We start from the raw sequence: 19,864 nt of genomic DNA on the forward strand, positions 1-19,864 counted from the left end.
GCCGTCGCTCCCTTTCCCGCTCCGCAACGCATCCGGGACCTTCCTGTCCCCGTCGCGTGACCGCGCGCATGCGACGCGCCGCGCACGGCGGCGCGGCAGGCCGGTTCAGAACATCTCGCGGTGGATGCCCAGAGTGGTCAGCACCTTGCTCGAGATTTCCTCGATCGAGGTATGGGTGGTGCTCAGGGTCGGAATGCGCTCGGCCCGGAACATCATCTCGGCCGCGGCGACCTCGCGCTTGCAGGTCTCGAACTGGGCGTAACGCGAATTCGGCCGGCGTTCCTGGCGGATCTGCTGCAGCCGGATCGGGTCGATGGTCAGGCCGAACAGCTTGTTGCGGTACGGCCGCAGGCGCGGCGGCAGGCGGTCGTGCTCGAGGTCCTCCTCGGTCAGCGGGTAGTTGGCCGCGCGCACCCCGTAATGCAGCGCCAGATAAACGCAGGTCGGGGTCTTGCCGGCCCGCGACACCGCCACCAGGATCAGGTCGGCCTCGGCGTAGTCGACGCTGGCCCCGTCGTCGTGGGTCAGGGCGAAATTCATCGCGTTGATGCGGCGGTGGTAGGTCTCGAAATCGGCGATGCCGTGGGCCTGGCCGATCCGGCGCTGGCGGGTCTCGTGCAGCTCGCGCTCCAGCGGTTCGATGAACGGCGCGAATACGTCCAGCATCAGGGCCCCGCTCTCGGCCAGGGCCGCGCCCACCTCCCCGTCCATGCAGGAGTTGATCACCACCGGCCGCACCCCGTGGACCACGGCCGCCTCGCGGATCCGAGCCGCGGCGTCCTGGGCGCGCTCGACGCTGTCCACGAAAGCGATGCGATCGGTGACGAACCGGGTCTCGGTGAACTGGGTCAGCAAACTGTGACCGATGGTCTCGGCGGTGATGCCGGTGCCGTCGGAAACGTAGAAAACCGGTCTTGTGCCTGCCATCGCCCACCCCATCGTTCCGCTGCGCCAATACGAAAAAGCCCGTCGGATCAAGCTTGTATGCACCCGACGCCCGGGCGATCATAGCCGCTTGGCCGCGCCCCTGACGTGTCCTCCCCCCTCGGAGATTGTGTGTCTTGAACGAGAACATCCTCTGGCTGCACGCGTTACGCCTCAACGATCTCGCCCGCGTAGGCGGCAAGAACTCCTCGCTCGGCGAAATGATCGGCAACCTCGCCAACCTCGGCGTATCGGTGCCAGGCGGCTACGCCACCACCTCGGAAGCCTTCAAGGCCTTCATCGCCCATAACAATCTGCACCAGCGCATCTTCGACAAGCTGGCGACCCTGGACGTGGAAGACGTGCCGGCGCTGAACGCGGCCGGCGCCGAAATCCGCGGCTGGGTCATCGAGTCGCCGCTGCAGGACGATCTCGACCAGGACATCCGCAGCGCCTACCGCAAGCTGTGCAGCGAGAACGGCGGCGGCGACGTCGCGGTCGCGGTGCGCTCCTCGGCCACCGCCGAAGACCTTCCCGACGCGTCCTTCGCCGGCCAGCAGGAAACCTTCCTGAACGTCACCGGCGAAGACGACGTGGTCCGCAAGGTCAAGGAAGTGTTCGCCAGCCTCTACAACGACCGCGCCATCGCCTACCGCGTGCATCACGGCTTCAAGCACGAGGACGTGTTCCTGTCCGCCGGCGTGCAGCTGATGGTGCGCTCCGACGTCGGCGCCTCCGGCGTGTTGTTCACCCTCGACACCGAGTCGGGCTTCCGCGACGTGGTCTTCATCACCTCCAGCTACGGCCTGGGCGAGATGGTCGTGCAAGGCGCGGTCAATCCCGACGAGTTCTACGTCTACAAGCCCACCTTGCAGCAGGGCAAGCCGGCGATCCTGCGCCGCTCGGTCGGCGCCAAGCAGCTGCGCATGGTCTATTCCGACCGGCCCGGCGAGCGCGTGCGCACCGAGAACACCCCGGCCGAACTGCGCGCGACCTTTTCGATCAACGATGCCGACGTGCACGAACTCGCCAAGCAGGCGCTGGTCATCGAAAAGCACTACGGGCGTCCGATGGACATCGAGTGGGCGAAGGACGGCGTCAGCGGCAAGCTGTTCATCGTCCAGGCGCGCCCAGAGACGGTGAAGTCGCGCGGCAAGGCCACCCAGATCGAGCGCTACCAGCTCGAAAAGCGCGGCGAGATCATCACCGAAGGCCGCGCGATCGGCCAGAAGATCGGCAGCGGCGTGGCGCGCGTGGTGCGCAGCCTCGAGGACATGAACCATGTGCAGCCGGGCGACGTGCTCGTCGCCGACATGACCGACCCCGATTGGGAACCGGTGATGAAGCGCGCGGCGGCGATCGTGACCAACCGCGGCGGCCGCACCTGCCACGCGGCGATCATCGCCCGCGAGCTCGGCGTGCCGGCCGTGGTCGGCACCAGCAACGGCCTGGAGACGATCCAGGACGGCCAGGTCGTCACGGTCAGCTGCGCCGAAGGCGATACCGGCTACATCTACAAGGGCACCCTGCCGTTCGAGCGCCATGTCGCCGACCTCGACAAGATGCCGCCGGCGCCGCTCAAGGTGATGATGAACGTCGCCAACCCGGAGCGCGCGTTCGACTTCGCGATGCTGCCGAACGCCGGCGTCGGCCTGGCGCGCCTGGAGATGATCATCGCCAGCCACATCGGCATCCATCCGAAGGCGCTGCTCGAATACGCCTCGCAGGACGCCGACACCAAGAAGAAGATCGACGCCAAGATCGCCGGCTACGGCAACGACCCGGTGCAGTTCTACGTCGACCGCCTGGCCGAAGGCATCGCCACCATCACCGCCTCCTTCGCGCCGCACCCGGTGATCGTGCGCCTGTCGGACTTCAAGTCCAACGAATACGCCAACCTGATCGGCGGCGCCCGCTACGAGCCGCACGAAGAGAACCCGATGATCGGCTTCCGCGGCGCCAGCCGTTACGTCGACCCGAGCTTCTCCGACGCCTTCGCCCTGGAATGCCAGGCGGTGTTGAAGGTGCGCGAGGAAATGGGCCTGACCAATTGCTGGATCATGATCCCGTTCGTGCGCACCCTCGACGAGGGCCGCCGCGTGCTGGAAGTTCTCGAGAAGAACGGCCTGCGCAAGGGCGAGAATGGGTTAAAGATCATCATGATGTGCGAGGTGCCCTCGAACGCCCTGCTGGCCGACGAGTTCCTCGAGATCTTCGATGGCTTCTCGATCGGCTCCAACGACCTGACCCAGCTCAGCCTCGGCCTGGACCGCGACTCGGCGATCGTCGCCCACCTGTTCGACGAACGCGACCCGGCGGTCAAGAAGCTGCTGGCGATGGCGATCTCGGCCGCGCGCGCCAAGGGCAAGTACGTCGGCATCTGCGGCCAGGGCCCGAGCGATCACCCGGACCTGGCCGAATGGCTGATGGACCAGGGCATCGAATCGGTGTCGCTGAACCCGGACACCGTGGTCGACACTTGGCTGCGCCTGGCCAAGGCCAAAGCCAAGGCCCAGGCCTGAGCGCACGATGACCGAAAAGGACGCGGTGCAGGCGCTGGTCCCCAAGTCCCTGCTGGGACTTGAGGCCGGCTTCGACATCGACAAGCTGCTCGCCTGGGCGCAGACCAAGGGCCTGGTCCTGATCGGCGCCCTGGCGATCCTGCTGATCGGCCTGTGGCTGGCCAAGTGGCTGTCGCGCGCGCTGGAACGGGTCATGACCCGCGCCAACATGGAAGTCACCCTGCGTGGCTTCCTGCGCAACATCGCCTATGCGGCGATGATCGTGATCGTCGCGGTCGCCGCCCTGCAGCAGCTCGGCGTGCCGATGACTTCGGTGCTCGCCGTGCTCGGCGCCGCCGGCCTGGCGATCGGCCTGGCGTTGAAGGATTCGCTGTCGAACATCGCCTCTGGCGTGATGCTGATCGTGCTGCGCCCGTTCCGCGCCGGCGACTATGTCCAGGCCGCCGGCATCGAAGGCACGGTCGAGCAGATCCGGGTGTTCCAGACCCGCCTGCGCACCATCGACAACCGGGTGATCGTGCTGCCCAACAGCCTGATCACGACCGCGGCGATCATCAACTTCACCGCCAATCCGAAGCGCCGCATCGACCTGACCGTCGGCGTGGGCTACAACGACGACCTCAAGGTCGCCAAGGCCACCCTGCTGGCCCTGGCCACCGCGCACCCGAACGTGCTGCAGGACCCGGCGCCGGAAGTCCTGGTGACCGCCCTGGCCGAGAGCAGCGTCAATCTGGAACTGCGCTCCTGGGTCAAGTCCGCGAACCTGCTGCGGACCAAGAGCGATCTGGTCGAAGGCATCCGCAACGAGCTGATCAGCAAGGGCCTCAACATCCCCTACCCGCAGCGCGACCTGCACGTGTACCACCACGATGCCGACGGCCGCCCGCTGACCGAAGTGCTGACCAAAGCCGTCGCCGACGATGGCGACCTGCCCCAGCCGGCGGTCAAGCCGAAGGCATGAGGCGCGGCCGCTTCGGCCAGCCGAAGCGGCGAACGGCTTGTGTGTAGGAGCAGCGTGAGCCGCGACCAATCGAGATGGTGTACGCAAGCGCCAGGAACCGAAGCCCGGACATTGGGGCTCAGGCTGGCGGCAGGCCGGGTTTTGGAGGATGACGTGGCATTGCACCGCTTCGGTCGGTCGCGCTTACGCCGCTCCTACAAGCCGCGAGAGGTCGGAGCAGCCTCAGCCCAGGCCGCCCAGCTTGCCCATCGCCGCGCGGTAATGTCTGAGCTCGGCGATCGAGTCCATCACGTCGCTCAGCGCGGTGTGCTTGCTGTCCTTGCTCAACCCGGCCAGCACGTCCGGCGCCCAGCGCCGCGCCAGTTCCTTGAGCGTGCTGACGTCGAGGTTGCGGTAGTGGAAATACTTCTCCAGCCGCGGCATGCAGCGATGCAGGAACCGGCGGTCCTGGCAGATCGAATTGCCGCAGATCGGCGAGGTGTTCGGCGGCACCCACCGGGCAAGGAATTCCAGGGTCCGGGTTTCCGCCTCTTCCATCGGCACGCCCTGTTCGAGCACCCGCTTCCACAGGCCGGACTTGCCGTGCTGGTGGCGGTTCCACTCGTCCATCGCCTGCAGGCGTTCGAGCGGATGGGCGATCGCCAGCTCCGGTCCCTCGGCCAGGACCTGCAGCTGCGCATCGGTGACGACGGTGGCGATTTCCAGGATCGAATCGCGGTCGGTGTCCAGCCCGGTCATCTCCAGATCGATCCAGATCAGCCGGTGCTCCTGCCCTGTCTTGTCGCTCATAGCCTCGCCGTCGTGCCCGTGTCGCGGCATGATAGCTCAGCCCCCTTCCCCACCGCCGCACCGCAATGAGCCAGAACGCCGCCTCTTTCGCCCACTACGCGATCCTCACCGCGATGCTGGCCCCCGCGTTCTTCCTGACCGCGACCGCCTCGCTGCTGCTGTCGGCCAACAACCGCCTGGCGCGGGTGATCGACCGCGCCCGGGTCCTGCTGAAGGAGCTCGCCGAGACCGAGGACGCCGAGGAGCGCGACCAGCTCGAACGCCACATCCTGCGCCAGAAGAAGCGCAGCAAGATCATCCTGCGCGGCAGCCAGTTGCTCTACACCGCGATCAGCTTCTTCGTCGGCACCAGCCTGAGCGTGGCCGGCGACGCCTTCCTCGGCTACCGGCTCGGCGCGGTGCCGACCATCCTCGCCGCGCTCGGGGTGCTGGCGATGTTCGCCGCCAGCCTGCTGCTCGCGCGCGAATCCTCGCTGGCGGTCGAGGCGGTCAACGAGGAGATGGACCACGGCCACATCAGCGCGATGAAACGCTGGTCCAAGCCGCAGGCATGAACCGCGCCGGCCCTGCTTGCGGCATCATCACGCCTGGCGCGCATCGTTCGCGTGCATAGATCCTGGAGCCCGTCGTGGCCGATCCTCTCGTACAACTGAGCAGCCATTACACCGTGGTCTCGGCGATGATCACGCCGGCGTTCTTCCTGACCGCCACCGCCTCGCTGCTGGTGTCCTCCAACAACCGCCTGGCGCGCGTGGTCGACCGCATGCGCCAACAACTGGGACAGCTCGAGGACACCGTGGACGAGCAGGCGCGCGATTATCTGGAAGCGCGCATCATCCTGCACCGCCGGCGGGTGCGCCTGATCCTGATCTGCCTGCAGTTGCTGTACGGCGCGATGACCGCCTTCGTCGCCACCAGCCTGGCGATCGGCATCGATCAGTTCACCGACTACCGCCTGCGCGGCGTGCCCACCGGCCTGGCGATGTGCGGCGTGCTGCTGGTGCTGGCCGCCTCGATCAACCTCGGCCGCGAAGCGCGCATGAGCGTGACCATGCTCGATGCCGAGGTGAAACGCGAATTCGACCGCGACAACGGCCGCCAGAAACGGCGCTGAGCCCGAGGGCCCAGTCTTAAACCGGCTTGCCGCGCTTGCGGCGGAAATACGCGGTCAGGCGCGCGCCGGCCTCTTCGCCGAGCACCCCGCCGCGCGACTCGATGCGATGGTTATGGCGCGGGTCGGTCAACAGGTCGAACACGCTGCCCGCGGCGCCGGTCTTGGGGTCGCCGGCGCCGAACACCACCCGCGCGACGCGCGCGTGCACCATCGCCATCGCGCACATCGCGCAAGGCTCCAGGGTCACGTACAGGGTCGTGCCGATCAGGCGGTGATTGGCGAGCCGGCGGCCGCCTTCGCGCAAGGCGACGATCTCGGCGTGCGCGCTCGGGTCGTGGCTGCCGATGTTGCGGTTCCAGCCTTCGCCGAGCACTTCGCCGTCGGCCGAGACCAGCACCGCCCCGACCGGGATCTCGTCGTCCTCGCGCTCGGCCCGCTCGGCCAGCGCCAGCGCATGCCGCATCCAGCGTTCGTCGATGTCGGCCAGTTCGCTCACTCGGCGGTCCGCGGGGGGAAAGCGGCGATTATCGCCGACGCGCGGACGCGGCGCACCGGCCGGGCCGGTGCGCCCGCCTGCCGGCCAGCCGTTCGGCTCAAAGCGAGCCGGCGGCGAGGTAGTCCGGCTTGCGCAGGGCCACGCCCTGGTGACGCAGGATCCCGTAGGCGGTGGTCAGGTGGAAGTAGAAGTTGGGCAGGACGAAGAAGCGGATGTAGTCGGCGGCGACGAACTTCAGCTCCGGCGCGTTCGGCGGGCGGATCACGATCTCGCGCTGCTCCTGGCCCTCGATGCTTTCGCGCGGCACGCTGCGCAGGAATTCCTGGGTGCGGGCGATGCGCGCACGCAGCTCCTCGAGGGTGGTCTCGGTATCGGGGAAGCTCGGCGGCGCGATGCCGCCCAGGCGCGCGGCGCCGAACTTGGCCGCGTCGCTGGCCGCCTGCACCTGGCGGGTCAGGGTGTACATGTCGGGCGCGAGCCGGCCACCGAGGAGTTGCTCGATTTCGATGCCCTGCTCCTGCGCGTGCGCGGCGCCTTTGTCGAGCAGATGCGAAAGCGTGTCGAGACCGCGCAACAGGCTCGGTACCGAGATGTCGTACAGGGATAAGGTCATGGAGATTCTCTTGGCGTGGCGTGGTGGCGAGCGCCGCCGTCGGCTGGCGCGTGTCGGACTGCTGGGTGTCGATGCAACGAAAGCGCACGGTGCCGGTCCGGTCTGCCGCCGGTGGGCCGGCCGGATCCGACGACGCGGGGCCAGCCGGCCGGGCGAATGCTTCGAGCCCGGCCCTTAATGTAGCGATTGCTAAGCAATGCAGGTGGGATTCTGGCCGCTTGCCCGGGCCGGGTCAACGATTTTATTATCGATCGCTATGGAAATACCCGTTACGAACCCCGGCCCCCCCGCCGAGGCCCCGGACAACTGCAAGCCGGCGCCCCGCCCGCGCGGCCGGCCACGGGTGTTCGACCGCGAGCAGGCCTTGGAGACGGCGATGCGTTTGTTCTGGTGCCAGGGCTACGAGGCGACCTCGCTGAGCGACCTGACCGCCGCGATGGGCATCGCCGCACCCAGCCTGTACGCCGCGTTCGGCAGCAAGGAGCAATTGTTCCGCACCGCCATCGCCCGCTACATCGACGACTACCGCTGCAACGGCGGGCGCGCGCTCGCCGACCCGACGCTGGGCACGCGCCAGGCCTTCGAGGCCTTCTTCGAATCGATCGCTCACAGTTTCGTCGAGGCCGAACGGCGTTCGGGCTGCATGCTGATCGCCGCCGAGGCCGGCGGCCTGCCGGCCGAACTGCGCGAAGAACTCGCGCGTTATCGCGGCGCGCTCGAAAACGAGTTCCTGCTGCGCCTCGAGCGCGGTCTGCGCGCGGGGGACCTGCCTGCCGAAACCGATGCGGCGGCCTTGGCCAAATTCCTCACTGCCCTGACCCAGGGCCTGTCTATCCAGGCGCGCGATGGCGCGACGGTGGCGCAACTGGCGCAGGTCGTGCGCATCGCGATGCGCGCCTGGCCTTCGGTCTGAGAGAAGGCGTCACTCTGGGATCAGCGCTGGCTCGCTCAATGGATACCGAGCGACTGCGGCGCAAGCACTGGCCTGGCGGTCTTGCGCGGCGGCGCTACGGGGTGTTTGCGGTAGAGCGCATCGCAGCGGGCCCGTTCCAGCTCGATCGCGTGCTCGCTACGCGCCGCATCCGGTTCGGTCCGCGCTGACGCGGCCGCGATCAGATGCGGCAAGGCCAGCAAGGCCGCCACCACCGGCAGGTATCTCGACATCGAACTTCTCCTTGGCAAGGTCGTTCGTCGTGCGTCCCGGCCGCGGCGTTCGCCTGGATCGGCCGGTACTGAAGAAACGACGAATCGAGCGCTCCAAAATCGACAACACAGGCGCAACGCGGAGTCGGCTCGACCTATCCGGCTTCTGTGCGCAGACGAACGCCCGTGAGCCGCCTCGATCGGGGCCCCGGGACAGATCGTCATGCGGCGAAGCTACGCCCCATTCCGGACTGGCTTTGTCCTAAATCGAAGGCGTCACTGTGGCGATGTCATGATCCGGGACGCAGTTGGCGATCGGATGCGACCCGATGTCGCAGGCCTGTCGTCGCAGCTTCTGTCGTCGCGGATCTGTCGTCGCGGATCTGTCGGCGGCGTCGGCCGATGCACCGGACGCCGGCACTGGAAGCGCCGCGACCGAAAGGGACTTGCTCGCCGAGCGCGACGTCGGCGGCGAACGGCGGCCGGGCCGCACGGATCTTTTGTGGATCGAAGGAAGGGGCGGAGTCCCGCCCCTCCCGTGCCGGATCAGCAGCCCGGCGTACAGATGGCCCAGCAACGCGAATCCGGGTCGTCCGGATCGCAACTGCTGCAGCACGGCCGCGCGAATGCGCTGAGGCTGACACTGAGGCCCAATCCGAACGCGAAGCAGGCCAGCAACACCTTGGTGCGGGACTTCCTATTCATCGCTTTCTCCTGTGCTGATGGAACGACCGGGGCTCTCCTTCCCCTGCCGTCCGGGGCGCCGACGGCGGGTGCCGTCCAGCGCGGTTCGCCGCGACTCCTTCCGCAGCCAATCGGTCCCGCGATGCGGCGTTTCGCCGTCGCGAGTTCGTATTTCGCAGTGCTTGCCTCGCCCCGCTCCTCGGCAGAGTGAGCGCGCACCAACGGCGGCAGGCGCTTCGTCGCGGCAGTCTTCGAGCCTGAGCACGCGGATGAGGCCCATGCGCATCGTCGTGCAGGCCGATGACGACGAAGATTCAATCGCGGGCAGATCGGCCGCGGGCACGTTCTGCACCGGCGCCAGAAAAAGGAACAAGACGATTCGCGGCGACGCGGCGACCGCCCGCAGTGCGCGCCGGCCGCGAAACGCGACGGCGATGAGGCTGCCTGTCCAAGCGGGTGCGGACATCCTTGTGTCCCCTGGCGGCTCCAGGCCGATGCCGGGATGCCGTTCGAACCCTAGCGGCGTAAGGCCAGCGGAAACGCGTTGCGAATCACACAACCGCACCGGGAACGGGCGGTGGCTGCCCGTCCCGGGACCTACCATGGCCGTGAAACCAGGCTCGATTCGTCATCGACCCGTCGGCTCGCGCCCGGCAGCCGTTGTGGAACCGGACGGCAGGCGTCGGCACGGCGCGCTTCGGGGCGTCGCGGGTGCGCACGGGGCGACGCGGGAAAACACGGCCGGCACGATCGCCCGCCGGACTCGACTCGACGCTGCCGAGTCGGAACGGCCAAGGCGGATGGCCCGCTCGTGGCCCGCTGTGGCCCGCTCATGGCTTGATCGATGCGGCCGGGCCGCATCGGGGCCTTGCCGCGCTGGCGGCAAGGCCCGGTGGTCAGGGCGAGCGCCCCGAGCCCCTCAGCGGCGACTCATTCCCACTCGATCGTCGCCGGCGGCTTGCCGCTGATGTCGTAGACCACGCGCGAGACGCCGCGCAGTTCGTTGATGATGCGGTTGGAGACCGTGCCGAGGAAGTCGTACGGCAGGTGCGCCCAATGCGCGGTCATGAAGTCGATGGTCTCGACCGCGCGCAGTGCGATCACCCATTCGTAGGCGCGTGCGTCGCCGACCACGCCGACCGATTTCACCGGCAGGAACACCGCGAAGGCCTGGCTGGTCTTGTCGTACAGGCCGGCCTTGCGCAGTTCGTCGATGAAGATGTGGTCGGCCTTGGCCAGCAACTCGGCGTATTCGCGCTTCACTTCGCCGAGGATGCGCACGCCCAGGCCTGGGCCCGGGAACGGGTGGCGATAGACCATCTCGCGCGGCAGGCCGAGTTCGACGCCGAGGCGGCGGACTTCGTCCTTGAACAGTTCGCGCAGCGGCTCGACCAAGCCGAGTTTCATGTGCTCGGGCAGGCCGCCGACGTTGTGGTGGCTCTTGATCACGTGGGCCTTGCCGGTCTTGCTGCCGGCCGACTCGATCACGTCGGGGTAGATCGTGCCCTGCGCCAGCCACTTGGCGTTGGCGAGCTTGTTCGACTCTTCGTCGAAGATGTCGACGAACAGGTTGCCGATGATCTTGCGCTTGGCTTCCGGGTCGCCGACGCCGGCGAGCTTGTCGAAGTATCGGTCGGCGGCGTTGACGCGCAGCACCTTGACGCCCATGTGCTCGGCGAACATCGCCATCACCTGGTCGCCTTCGTTGTAGCGCAGCAGGCCGGTGTCGACGAACACGCAGGTCAGCTGGTCGCCGATCGCCTTGTGCAACAGCGCGGCCACGACCGAGGAGTCGACGCCGCCGGACAGGCCGAGGACGACCTCGTCGCTGCCGACCAGGGCGCGCACGCGCTCGATCTGGTCTTCGATGATGTGGGCGGCGGTCCACAGGGTCTGGCAGCCGCAGATGTCGACCACGAAGCGGCGCAGCAGGGTCTGGCCCTGCTTGGTGTGGGTGACCTCGGGGTGGAACTGCACGCCGTACCAGCGGCGCGCGTCGTCGGCGAAGGCGGCGACCGGGATGCGGTCGGTCTTGGCGGTGACGACGAAACCTTCCGGTGCCTTGGCGACGTGGTCGCCGTGGCTCATCCACACGTCCAGGCGCGGCGGCGAGCCCGGGTGGTCCTTCAAGCCGTCGAACAGACGGCAATGCGCGACCAGCGACACCTCGGCGTGGCCGAACTCGCGTTGGTCGGCGGCCTCGGTCTCGCCGCCGAGCTGCTTGGCCATGGTCTGCATGCCGTAGCAGATTCCGAGGATCGGCAGGCCGGCGTCGAACACCTCCTGCGGCGCGCGCGGCGAGCCGTGCTCGGTGGTCGACTCGGGGCCGCCGGACAGGATGATGCCCTTGGCGCCGAACGCAGCGATCTCGGCCGGATCGTGATCCCAGGCCCAGATTTCGCAGTACACGCCCAGTTCGCGGATACGGCGCGCGATCAGCTGGGTGTACTGCGCGCCGAAGTCGAGGATCAGGATTTTGTCGCTATGGATGTCTTGGCTCATCGGGACTCGGGACTCGGGACTCGGGACTCGGGATCCGTCGCCCTTCAGTTACGACGGTGGCCGCAGGTATCGCCCGCGGCCACTTCGCTGCACTTACCGCTTTGCCGAGTCCCGAGTCCCGAGTCCCGAGTCCCGGCAAACATCATCCCGCCCGATAGTTCGGCGGTTCCTTGGTGATCTGCACATCGTGGACGTGGCTTTCGCGCGCGCCGGCGTTGGTGATGCGCACGAAGCTGGGCTTCTTGCGCATGTCCTCGATGGTCGCGCAGCCGACATACCCCATGGTCGCGCGCAGGCCGCCGGCCAGCTGATGGACCACGCCGTGCAGCGGGCCGCGGTACGGCACGCGGCCTTCGATGCCTTCGGGCACGAGCTTGTCGGCGTCCGAGGCGTCCTGGAAATAGCGGTCCTTGGAGCCCTGCTCCATCGCGCCGAGGCTGCCCATGCCGCGATAGCTCTTGTAGCTGCGGCCCTGGAACAGTTCGATCTCGCCCGGGGCTTCCTCGGTGCCGGCGAACAGGCCGCCGACCATGACCGTGGAGGCGCCGGCGACCAGCGCCTTGCCGATGTCGCCCGAATAGCGGATGCCGCCGTCGGCGATCAGCGGGATGCGGTCCTGCAGGGCCTCGGCGACCATCGCCACCGCGGTGACCTGCGGCACGCCGACGCCGGCGACCACGCGCGTGGTGCAGATCGAACCGGGGCCTACGCCGACCTTGACCGCGTCCGCGCCGTGATCCATCAGCGCCAGTGCCGCATCGCCGGTGACGATGTTGCCGCCGATCACTTGCAACTGCGGGAAGCGGGTCTTGACCCACTTCACCCGGTCGAGCACGCCCTGCGAATGGCCGTGCGCGGTATCGACCACGACCACGTCGACGCCCGCCGCGGCCAGGGCCTCGACGCGCGCTTCGGTGTCGCCGCCGACGCCGACCGCCGCGCCGACCAGCAGCCGTTCGGCGCTGTCCTTGGCGGCGTTGGGGTTGTCGGTCTTCTTCTGGATGTCCTTGACCGTGATCAGGCCGCGCAGCTCGAAGCCGTCGTTGACCACCAAAATCTTCTCGATGCGGTGACGGTGCAGCAGTTGCAGCACTTCGTCGTCGCTGGCGCCTTCCTGCACCGTGATCAGGCGGTCGCGCTTGGTCATGATGTGGCGGACCGGGTCGTCGAGCTTGGTCTCGAAGCGCATGTCGCGGCTGGTGACGATGCCGACCAGTTGGCCGCCGTCGACCACCGGCACGCCGGAGATGTTGCGCGCACGGGTCAGCTTCAACACTTCGCCGATGGTCGTTTCCGGACCGACGGTGAACGGCTCGCGGATCACCCCGGCCTCGAACTTCTTGACCTGGGCGACCTGCGCGGCCTGGGCTTCCAGGCTCATGTTCTTGTGGATGATGCTGATGCCGCCGAGCTGGGCCAACGCGATCGCGAGGCGGGCCTCGCTGACGGTGTCCATCGCCGCCGACAGGATCGGCAGGCGGATCGACAGGTCGCGGGTCAGGCGGGTCGAGAGGTTTACGTCCTTAGGCAGGACGATCGAATGCGCGGGGACGAGGGACACATCGTCGTAAGTAAGCGCTTCAGCCTGGATGCGCAGCATGGGCGGGCCCGGGAGGATGAAGCGCGCCATTCTAACCCGAAACGCCTCCTGCCCGCCCGCTGCGCCAGCGGAAAGAGGCGTTCTGCGGGTGGGAGGACGGCGGACGTTAAGCCTCGACTGAGACCGGGCGAGGCGGTCTGCAAGCGTCATTCCCGCGCAGGCGGGAATTCACGGCTCTCGAGCAAGAACCACCAAGGTCCGGCCGCCTCCACCGCAGGCCCCCGGAAACCGCCAACTGAAGTCTCTGGATTCCCGCCTGCGCGGGAATGACGCCTTGGAATGCAGCTCCGGCCCGTCCGGTGCCTGCGAAGCAGTGCCCTCAACCGGCCTTATCGGCGGCCTCGGCCGCTTCCAGGGTGTTCTGCATCAGGGTGGCGACCGTCATCGGCCCGACCCCGCCCGGCACCGGGGTGATCCAGCTGGCGCGCTGGGCCGCGGCCTCGAAGCCGACGTCGCCGACCAGGCGGCCGTCGTCGAGGCGGTTGATGCCGACGTCGATGACCACCGCGCCCGGCTTGACCCATTCGCCCGGGATCAGCTGCGGACGCCCGACCGCGACCACCAGGATGTCGGCGCCGCGCACCGAGGCCTCCAGGACCTCGGGCGGGGTGAACTTGTGGCAACTGGTGACGGTGCAGCCGGCGATCATCAGCTCCAGCGCCATCGGCCGGCCGACGTGGTTGCTGACCCCGACGATGGTCGCGCTCTGCCCGCGCACCGGGCGGTCGGTATAGCCCAGCAAGGTGGTGATGCCGCGCGGCGTGCACGGGCGCAGGCCGAACTGGCGCAGGACCAGATGGCCGACGTTTTCCGGGTGGAAGCCGTCGACGTCCTTGCGCGGGTCGATGCGGTGGATCAATGCGGTGGCGTCGCGGCGGTCCGGCAGCGGCAGTTGGACCAGGATGCCGTGGACCTCGGGATCGGCGTTGAGCCGGTCGATCAGGGCCAGCAACTGCTCGTCGCCGGTATCGGCCGGCAGATCGTAGTCGATCGCGCGGATCCCGACCTTCCGCGCGGCGCGGCGCTTGTTGCGCACGTAAACGCTGGACGCCGGGTCGTTGCCGACCAGCACCACCGCCAGACCCGGCCGCGACTGCCCCGCAAGAATGCGCGCATCGACCTGGGCCTTGAGATTGTCGAGCAGGTCCTCGGCGATGCGCTTGCCGTCGAGGATGCGGGCCGGATGCGCCGAATGGGGTGTGGACGTCATGCGAGGTCGGATGCGCTGCGGTAGAGTCGAGGCCGCGCATTATCCCCTATTCCCACCCGCGTTTTTTGCCGGGTCACCGCGAGCGCCGCCATGAGCCATACCCCGCCCCCCGCCCCGCCCCCGCAGGACCATGAAACCCTGGCGATCGAGGCCGCCGCGTTCCGGCGCCTGCTCGCCCACCTGATGCACGAGCGCAGCGACGTGCAGAACATCGACCTGATGATCCTGGCCGGCTTCTGCCGCAACTGCCTGGCCGACTGGTACCGAGAAGCCGCCGAAGGCCGCGGCATCGCGATGACCAAGGACGAAGCCCGCGAGGCGGTCTACGGCATGCCGTTCGCGCAGTGGAAGGCGCAGCACCAGCAGGACGCCACTGCGGAGCAGTTGGCCGCGTTCGAGGCGGCGCAGAAGCGCCACGGCTGAGTCCGCTTCGGCGGTTGCGCCGGCATAGCCCTTGCTCGTGGTCTGTTCGGCGCGCTTGCTTTCAGGGTAGGAACGGCACAAGCCGCGACTGCGTACCTAAGCGTTCGACGCCGGTCGCGATAAGCGCCCGAGTCTCAACCGCGCCGCTTTGCAGCCGCCGTTGCCGTTGCCGTTGCCGTTGCCGTTGCCGTTGCCGTTGCCGTTGCCGAGATTTTGATCCGCTTTACCGCTCTGCCGCTTTACCGCTTTACCGCTTTACCGCTTTACCGGCCAAATGATGACCCGTAGGGCGGCCCGCAGGGATGCGGGCCGTGCGCAAGCAGGCCAGGGATGGCCTGTCTGGAGCATCCCTGCGTCGGCATCGATCGTGCGGGCTAGTGCCCTTGCAGGGAGAGCCCTTTTCTTTGGTTACCTTTCTTTTGGGCTTAGCAAAAGAAAGTAACCCGGCCGCGTCAGCGGACGGAAGCTTTGCTCTTGTCGTGGCTTCAAAGCCTGCGGCAAGAAACGCCGCAACTGGAAACGGCGCGGTCGCGACTTGCGCCACTCCTACCCCGCAAGAGTTAACGGCTTCGACCATTGCCCTCGGCGATGCGGCCTCTGCGCGTCCCTGGGTCGCGGCTTACGCCGCTCCTACAGGGGATCGATTCGCAGCTTTGCGGTGCAGGCTTCGCCTTTGTAGGAGCGACGTGAGTCGCGACCGCGGACTGCACAGAGATGACGAGGCCGTCGACATTCGTCGAAGCGGCGCCCGCTCGCCAGGGTAGGAGCGGCGCAAGCCGCGACATCGCTGTTATGGTCTTGCGGCGCGCGGTTCAAGAAAGATCAGGATCAAGATCAAACCCAAAGCTTCCGCCACTAAAGCGGCGGGTTACTTTCTTTTGTCTAAAGCAACAAAAGAAAGGTAACCAAAGAAAAATGCTTCTTTTGGAATCAAGGGCCCGCATGAGCGATGCCGACGCGGTGATTTTTCATACGGGACATCCCTGTCCCGATGAAAAACGGCCCGCATCCCTGCGGGCCGCCCTCCGGGTCTTCTGTTGCCTTCGCTAGTGCGAGGCTACGCACGGCAACCACAACGGCAAAGGCCAGGACGGCATCGAACGGCGGCGCGAACTTGAGGGCGCGCGGTCGCGGCTTGCGCCGCTCCTACAGGACGGCGCTTACTGCTGCTGCGGCCGCACTCCCGGGGCACTCGGGTTGGGGCAGCGCGGCACGCCGGAGCCCACCACGCATTGCACGCAGCAGCCCTGCGGGGTCGCGGCCGGGGGCGCGGTCTGCGGGGCGTACAGGGGAATCGCCGGGGCGAGTTGGGCCAGTGAGGCCTCGGGCTTGAGCTTGAGCAGCGCCGCCCAATCGAGCTTGTTCATGTCGCAGGCCGCGGCGGTGTCGGGCGAACACTCGACCTGAGTCTCGCTGCGGCGGGGCAAGGGCCAGAATTCGCCGCTGCGGTTGACCGCCATGAGCCGCATCGTCGCGCCCTGCTGGACGTTGCCGCCGATCAGATAGGCCTTGCCGTCGTTGTTCGGATTGACCGCGACGACGATGTCGCAATGCATGTTGAGCGAGCCGTTGGCGCCATCGAGCGCGGCGGACAGGCCTTCGTAGCCATACACGCGGTTGCCCGAGCGCACCGCGCACAACAGGTCGCCGACCGCCGGCCGCGCCGTGCTCGGGTCCAGGAACTGGAACGGGCTCTGGTCGGGCGTGCGGTAGGCGTCGCGGACATAGTCGTAATGGCTCGCCGAGGGCCGGAAACCGGGCACTGCGGCTTTCATCATCACGTAGGACACGAACGCGGCCGACCAGGGGTTGTCGACCAGGAAGGCGCGGCAGGCGACCGCCGGGTAGCTGCCGCCGTAGGGGTCGTTGCATTCGTTGGCGCCGGCGAAGCCGGCCATGCGCTGCAGCAGGCCGGTGTCGCGCCAGTAACTGACGGTGCGGCGCCAGGTCTCGGTCGCGCCGTCCTCGAGCCGGCTGGTCTCGGCTTCGCTGAGGGTCGCGCTGGCCAGGCGGCCCTGCACGTCGATGAAGGGACGGAACCACTGCAGGTTCTCGGTGCAGGCGGCCGCGGCGATGCGCGTCGCCGCCTGCGGCGCCGCGGTCTGTGCGCGCAACGCCGGGCAGGCGTCGGCGGCGACGGCAGCGCCCGCCGACAGCCACAGACAGGCGAACACGAGCGAACGGAACATCGGCACTTTCTCCAGAGCGGTGCCGGGCGGCACGGCGAAACGACGATAACGGTCCGTCGTACGACGACGCCGCGTGGGGTGGCGGCATGATCGGTCAATCACCCGCCCTTGCCCAGCCTATGGATCGTCTGTGCAAGTCGTGTGATAGCCGAGGCGCTGGCGAGAAACCGACGCCGCGGGTTATCGTCGCCCGATCGCACCGCGCGCCCGCAATCCATCGCCCGCGCTCCCTTGCCCGCCTCGGAAGGCCTGCATCGATGGCACGTAACCCGCGTCTGCTCCAATCCGTCACCACCCTCGCCGGCGTCGCCGCGGCCGGTTATCTCAGCGTCTGCGGCTGGCTCTATTTCAAGCAGCGCGAGCTGATGTACTTTCCGCAGAGCACGCGCCTGGGCGCGTCGATGACCGACTACACGGTCAGGCACGGCAACATCGTCCTGCGCGGCTGGCGGCTCAATGCCGGCCAGGACAAGGCGCTGATCTATTTCGGCGGCAATGCCGAACGCATCGAGAACATGCGCGAGTCGCTGGCGCAGTGGTTCCCGGACCGCAGCATCTACCTGGTCTCGTACCGCGGCTTCGGCGCCAGCGACGGGCGCCCCGAGGAATCGGCGCTGTTCGCCGATGCGCTGGCGGTGTTCGACCAGGTCGCGCGCGAGCACCCGGGGCAGCCGATCGCGGTGGTCGGCCGCAGCCTCGGCAGCGGCGTGGCCAGCTACGTGGCCGGCCATCGCCCGGTCGAACGCCTGGCCCTGGTGACCCCGTTCGACAGCCTGCGCGAGACCGCGCAGGCGCATTACCGCTGGTTGCCGACGCGCTGGCTGGTCAAGGACCGCTACGATTCGGTCACTTACCTGCGCAGCTATTTCGGCCCGATCCTGGTGGTGCGCGCGACCGCCGACGACGTGATTCCGGCGCCGAACACCCAGCGCCTGATCCACTCGCTGCAGACCCGGCCGCAAGGCGTCGACGTGGTGCAGCTGGAAGGCGCCGACCACCACAACATCGCCAGCTACCCGGCTTATCGCGACTCGCTGCGCGAGTTCATGGACTGAGGCCGCGGCCATGCAGCGACGCGCCATTCACCCGACCGCGGTCTCGTACGCGCAGGCGCACGAGATCGCCGGCTTCAAGCGGATGCTGTTCGTCAGCGGCCAGATTCCGCAAAGCGACGACGGCGCGCTCGCCGGCGATTTCGACGGCCAGTGCCGACAGGCCTGGGCCAACGTGGCTCGCCAGTTGGCCGCCGCTGGCATGGACTACAGCCATCTGGTCAAGGTCACGACCTTTCTGACCGATCGCCGCCATCGGCAACGCAATTACGAGATCCGCCACGAGCTGCTCGGCGAACACTCGCCGGCGCTGACCGTAATCATCACCGGCTTGTATGAGGAAGGCTGGCTGGTCGAGATCGAGGCGATCGCCGCCGACTGACGCCGTCGCGCGAGCCTCACCGCACCTGGCACAGTTCGCCGATGGCGCGTATCAGCACGGTGCGGCGCGAGGCGCCAGGGCGGTCGCCGCAACCTCAGTGCGCACTGCAAAACGCCTGATAGTCGATATAGCCGGGGAACTCGCGACCGGCCGCGCACACCGGGCAATCCGGATCGGGCGCCAGCCGAGTTTCGCGGAAGCGCATGCCCAGGGCGTCGAAATGCAGCAGGCGACCGGCCAGGGATTCGCCGAGCCCGAGGATCGACTTGATGACTTCGGTGGCCTGGACCAGCCCGACCACGCCGGGCAACACCCCGAGCACGCCGGCCTCGGCGCAGTTCGGCGCCGCTTCCGGCGGCGGCGGTTCGGGGAACAGGCAGCGATAACAGGGGCGCGCGCCGCGCTGGCGGCCGGCGTCGAACACGCTGACCTGTCCTTCGAAGCGATGGATCGCGCCGTAGACCAAGGGTTTGGCCAGCTTCACGCAGGCGTCGTTGAGCAGATAACGCACCGGGAAATTGTCGGCGCCGTCGAAGACCACGTCGGCGCCCTCGATCAGCCGCTCGACGTTGTCGGGCGTGATCCGTTCGGCGAAGGTTTCCACGCGCACGCGCGGATTCAACGCCGCCAAGGCGATCCGCGCCGACTCGACCTTCGACACGCCGATGCGCGCCTCGGTGTGCAGGATCTGCCGCTGCAAGTTACTGCGATCGACCACGTCGTCGTCGGCGAGCACCAAGGTGCCGACGCCGGCCGCGGCGAGATAAAACGCCGCCGGCGAGCCCAGGCCGCCGGCGCCGACCATCGCCACCCGCGCGGCCTGCAGCTTGCGCTGCCCGGCCTCGCCGACTTCGGGCAGGCGCAGATGGCGCGAATAGCGGTCGTAGAAATCGCGTTCGTCCTCGGACTGCTCCAGCAGCGCCAGCGGCAGCCCTTCGGCGATCCAGCGCGAAGTGCCGCCCTCGACCGAGGCCACCCGCGCATAGCCCGCGTCGAGCAGGCGCTGCGCGGCGCGCAGCGAACGCGCGCCGGATTGGCAGATCAGCAAAATCTCGGCGTCGCGGTCCGGCAAGTAGATCGACGGCTCGGATTCCAGCGCGTCCTTGGCGATGCCGCGCGCGTGTTCGGCCTGGCCGCCGGCGCGCTCGTGGGCCTCGCGCACGTCGATCAGGACCGCGCCGGCCTGCTGCCGCCTGCGCGCCTGCGCCGGGGAAATCTGTTCGATGCTCATGCGCGGATTATCCGCTTTCGGGTGCTCCC

Annotated in this window: 20 protein-coding genes; 8 read left to right on the forward strand and 12 right to left on the reverse strand. The window is 68.0% G+C overall.

From position 1 onward, the window contains the following. Positions 1-105: 105 nt before the first annotated feature. Complete coding sequence (ppsR, locus tag AC6CH2_RS03910; RefSeq protein WP_435394278.1) at positions 106-927, reverse strand: posphoenolpyruvate synthetase regulatory kinase/phosphorylase PpsR; 822 nt, start codon at positions 925-927, stop codon at positions 106-108. A gap of 134 nt (positions 928-1,061) precedes the next feature. Here ppsR and ppsA point away from each other — a divergent pair, with 134 nt between their 5' ends. Continuing rightward, entirely contained in the window at positions 1,062-3,446 is a 2,385-nt protein-coding gene (ppsA, locus tag AC6CH2_RS03915) for a phosphoenolpyruvate synthase (protein ID WP_498268010.1), read from the forward strand. Positions 3,447-3,453: 7 nt separating this feature from the next. After that, a complete protein-coding gene (locus AC6CH2_RS03920) occupies positions 3,454-4,407 on the forward strand; it encodes a mechanosensitive ion channel family protein (protein ID WP_498268011.1) in 954 nt (317 codons plus the stop codon). A 222-nt stretch (positions 4,408-4,629) separates the two neighbouring features. Here the strand turns inward: AC6CH2_RS03920 and orn are convergent, their stop codons facing one another. Beyond that, the gene (orn, locus tag AC6CH2_RS03925) at positions 4,630-5,196 is read right to left on the reverse strand and encodes an oligoribonuclease (RefSeq protein WP_498268012.1); all 567 of its coding nucleotides are present in this window, start codon (positions 5,194-5,196) and stop codon (positions 4,630-4,632) included. Positions 5,197-5,261: 65 nt separating this feature from the next. Here orn and AC6CH2_RS03930 point away from each other — a divergent pair, with 65 nt between their 5' ends. Further along, complete coding sequence (locus AC6CH2_RS03930) at positions 5,262-5,750, forward strand: DUF2721 domain-containing protein (protein WP_498268013.1); 489 nt, start codon at positions 5,262-5,264, stop codon at positions 5,748-5,750. 74 nt (positions 5,751-5,824) lie between these two features. Next, positions 5,825-6,310 carry a DUF2721 domain-containing protein gene (locus AC6CH2_RS03935; protein WP_435394273.1) on the forward strand — a complete coding sequence of 162 codons (486 nt, stop codon included), beginning with the start codon at positions 5,825-5,827 and terminating at the stop codon, positions 6,308-6,310. Positions 6,311-6,326: 16 nt separating this feature from the next. On the opposite strand, the gene tadA is transcribed toward AC6CH2_RS03935, so the two are convergent. Together tadA and AC6CH2_RS03945 are read right to left on the reverse strand one after the other, a co-directional pair. Beyond that, a complete protein-coding gene (gene tadA / locus AC6CH2_RS03940; RefSeq protein WP_435394272.1) occupies positions 6,327-6,806 on the reverse strand; it encodes a tRNA adenosine(34) deaminase TadA in 480 nt (159 codons plus the stop codon). Positions 6,807-6,903: 97 nt separating this feature from the next. Beyond that, entirely contained in the window at positions 6,904-7,419 is a 516-nt protein-coding gene (locus AC6CH2_RS03945; RefSeq protein WP_498268014.1) for a DUF1993 domain-containing protein, read from the reverse strand. 376 nt (positions 7,420-7,795) lie between these two features. On the opposite strand from AC6CH2_RS03945, the gene AC6CH2_RS03950 reads away from it, so the two are divergent. Beyond that, complete coding sequence (locus AC6CH2_RS03950) at positions 7,796-8,332, forward strand: TetR/AcrR family transcriptional regulator (RefSeq protein WP_498268015.1); 537 nt, start codon at positions 7,796-7,798, stop codon at positions 8,330-8,332. A 35-nt stretch (positions 8,333-8,367) separates the two neighbouring features. Here the strand turns inward: AC6CH2_RS03950 and AC6CH2_RS03955 are convergent, their stop codons facing one another. The 6 genes from AC6CH2_RS03955 to folD form a co-directional block, all read right to left on the reverse strand. Then, positions 8,368-8,583 (reverse strand): hypothetical protein, encoded by a 216-nt coding sequence (locus AC6CH2_RS03955; RefSeq protein WP_498268016.1) that lies wholly within the window; start codon positions 8,581-8,583, stop codon positions 8,368-8,370. 525 nt (positions 8,584-9,108) lie between these two features. Then, entirely contained in the window at positions 9,109-9,267 is a 159-nt protein-coding gene (locus AC6CH2_RS03960) for a hypothetical protein (RefSeq protein ID WP_408953519.1), read from the reverse strand. Beyond that, positions 9,260-9,712 (reverse strand): hypothetical protein, encoded by a 453-nt coding sequence (locus tag AC6CH2_RS03965; RefSeq protein ID WP_498268017.1) that lies wholly within the window; start codon positions 9,710-9,712, stop codon positions 9,260-9,262. The genes AC6CH2_RS03960 and AC6CH2_RS03965 overlap by 8 nt, the downstream gene beginning before the upstream one ends. 464 nt (positions 9,713-10,176) lie before the next feature. Continuing rightward, a complete protein-coding gene (gene guaA / locus AC6CH2_RS03970) occupies positions 10,177-11,748 on the reverse strand; it encodes a glutamine-hydrolyzing GMP synthase (RefSeq protein WP_498268018.1) in 1,572 nt (523 codons plus the stop codon). 142 nt (positions 11,749-11,890) lie between these two features. Continuing rightward, positions 11,891-13,348 (reverse strand): IMP dehydrogenase, encoded by a 1,458-nt coding sequence (gene guaB / locus AC6CH2_RS03975; RefSeq protein ID WP_435394267.1) that lies wholly within the window; start codon positions 13,346-13,348, stop codon positions 11,891-11,893. Positions 13,349-13,667: 319 nt separating this feature from the next. After that, positions 13,668-14,558, reverse strand: coding sequence for a bifunctional methylenetetrahydrofolate dehydrogenase/methenyltetrahydrofolate cyclohydrolase FolD (gene folD / locus AC6CH2_RS03980; RefSeq protein ID WP_498268019.1), 891 nt, complete (start codon positions 14,556-14,558; stop codon positions 13,668-13,670). A 90-nt stretch (positions 14,559-14,648) separates the two neighbouring features. Here folD and AC6CH2_RS03985 point away from each other — a divergent pair, with 90 nt between their 5' ends. After that, on the forward strand, positions 14,649-14,981 hold the full coding sequence (locus AC6CH2_RS03985) for a DUF1244 domain-containing protein (protein WP_435394265.1): 333 nt from the start codon (positions 14,649-14,651) through the stop codon (positions 14,979-14,981). A 1,160-nt stretch (positions 14,982-16,141) separates the two neighbouring features. On the opposite strand, the gene AC6CH2_RS03990 is transcribed toward AC6CH2_RS03985, so the two are convergent. Beyond that, the gene (locus AC6CH2_RS03990) at positions 16,142-17,170 is read right to left on the reverse strand and encodes a DUF2272 domain-containing protein (RefSeq protein WP_498268020.1); all 1,029 of its coding nucleotides are present in this window, start codon (positions 17,168-17,170) and stop codon (positions 16,142-16,144) included. Between the two features lie 257 nt (positions 17,171-17,427). Here AC6CH2_RS03990 and AC6CH2_RS03995 point away from each other — a divergent pair, with 257 nt between their 5' ends. Both AC6CH2_RS03995 and AC6CH2_RS04000 read left to right on the forward strand, forming a co-directional pair. Further along, positions 17,428-18,225, forward strand: coding sequence for an alpha/beta hydrolase (locus AC6CH2_RS03995; RefSeq protein WP_498268021.1), 798 nt, complete (start codon positions 17,428-17,430; stop codon positions 18,223-18,225). A 10-nt stretch (positions 18,226-18,235) separates the two neighbouring features. Then, complete coding sequence (locus AC6CH2_RS04000; protein WP_498268022.1) at positions 18,236-18,604, forward strand: RidA family protein; 369 nt, start codon at positions 18,236-18,238, stop codon at positions 18,602-18,604. Positions 18,605-18,698: 94 nt separating this feature from the next. Here AC6CH2_RS04000 and moeB read toward each other — a convergent pair whose 3' ends face one another. Further along, on the reverse strand, positions 18,699-19,835 hold the full coding sequence (gene moeB / locus AC6CH2_RS04005; protein ID WP_498268023.1) for a molybdopterin-synthase adenylyltransferase MoeB: 1,137 nt from the start codon (positions 19,833-19,835) through the stop codon (positions 18,699-18,701). Between the last annotated feature and the right edge of the window lie 29 nt (positions 19,836-19,864).

The organism is Lysobacter sp. GQ73 (assembly GCF_059758755.1).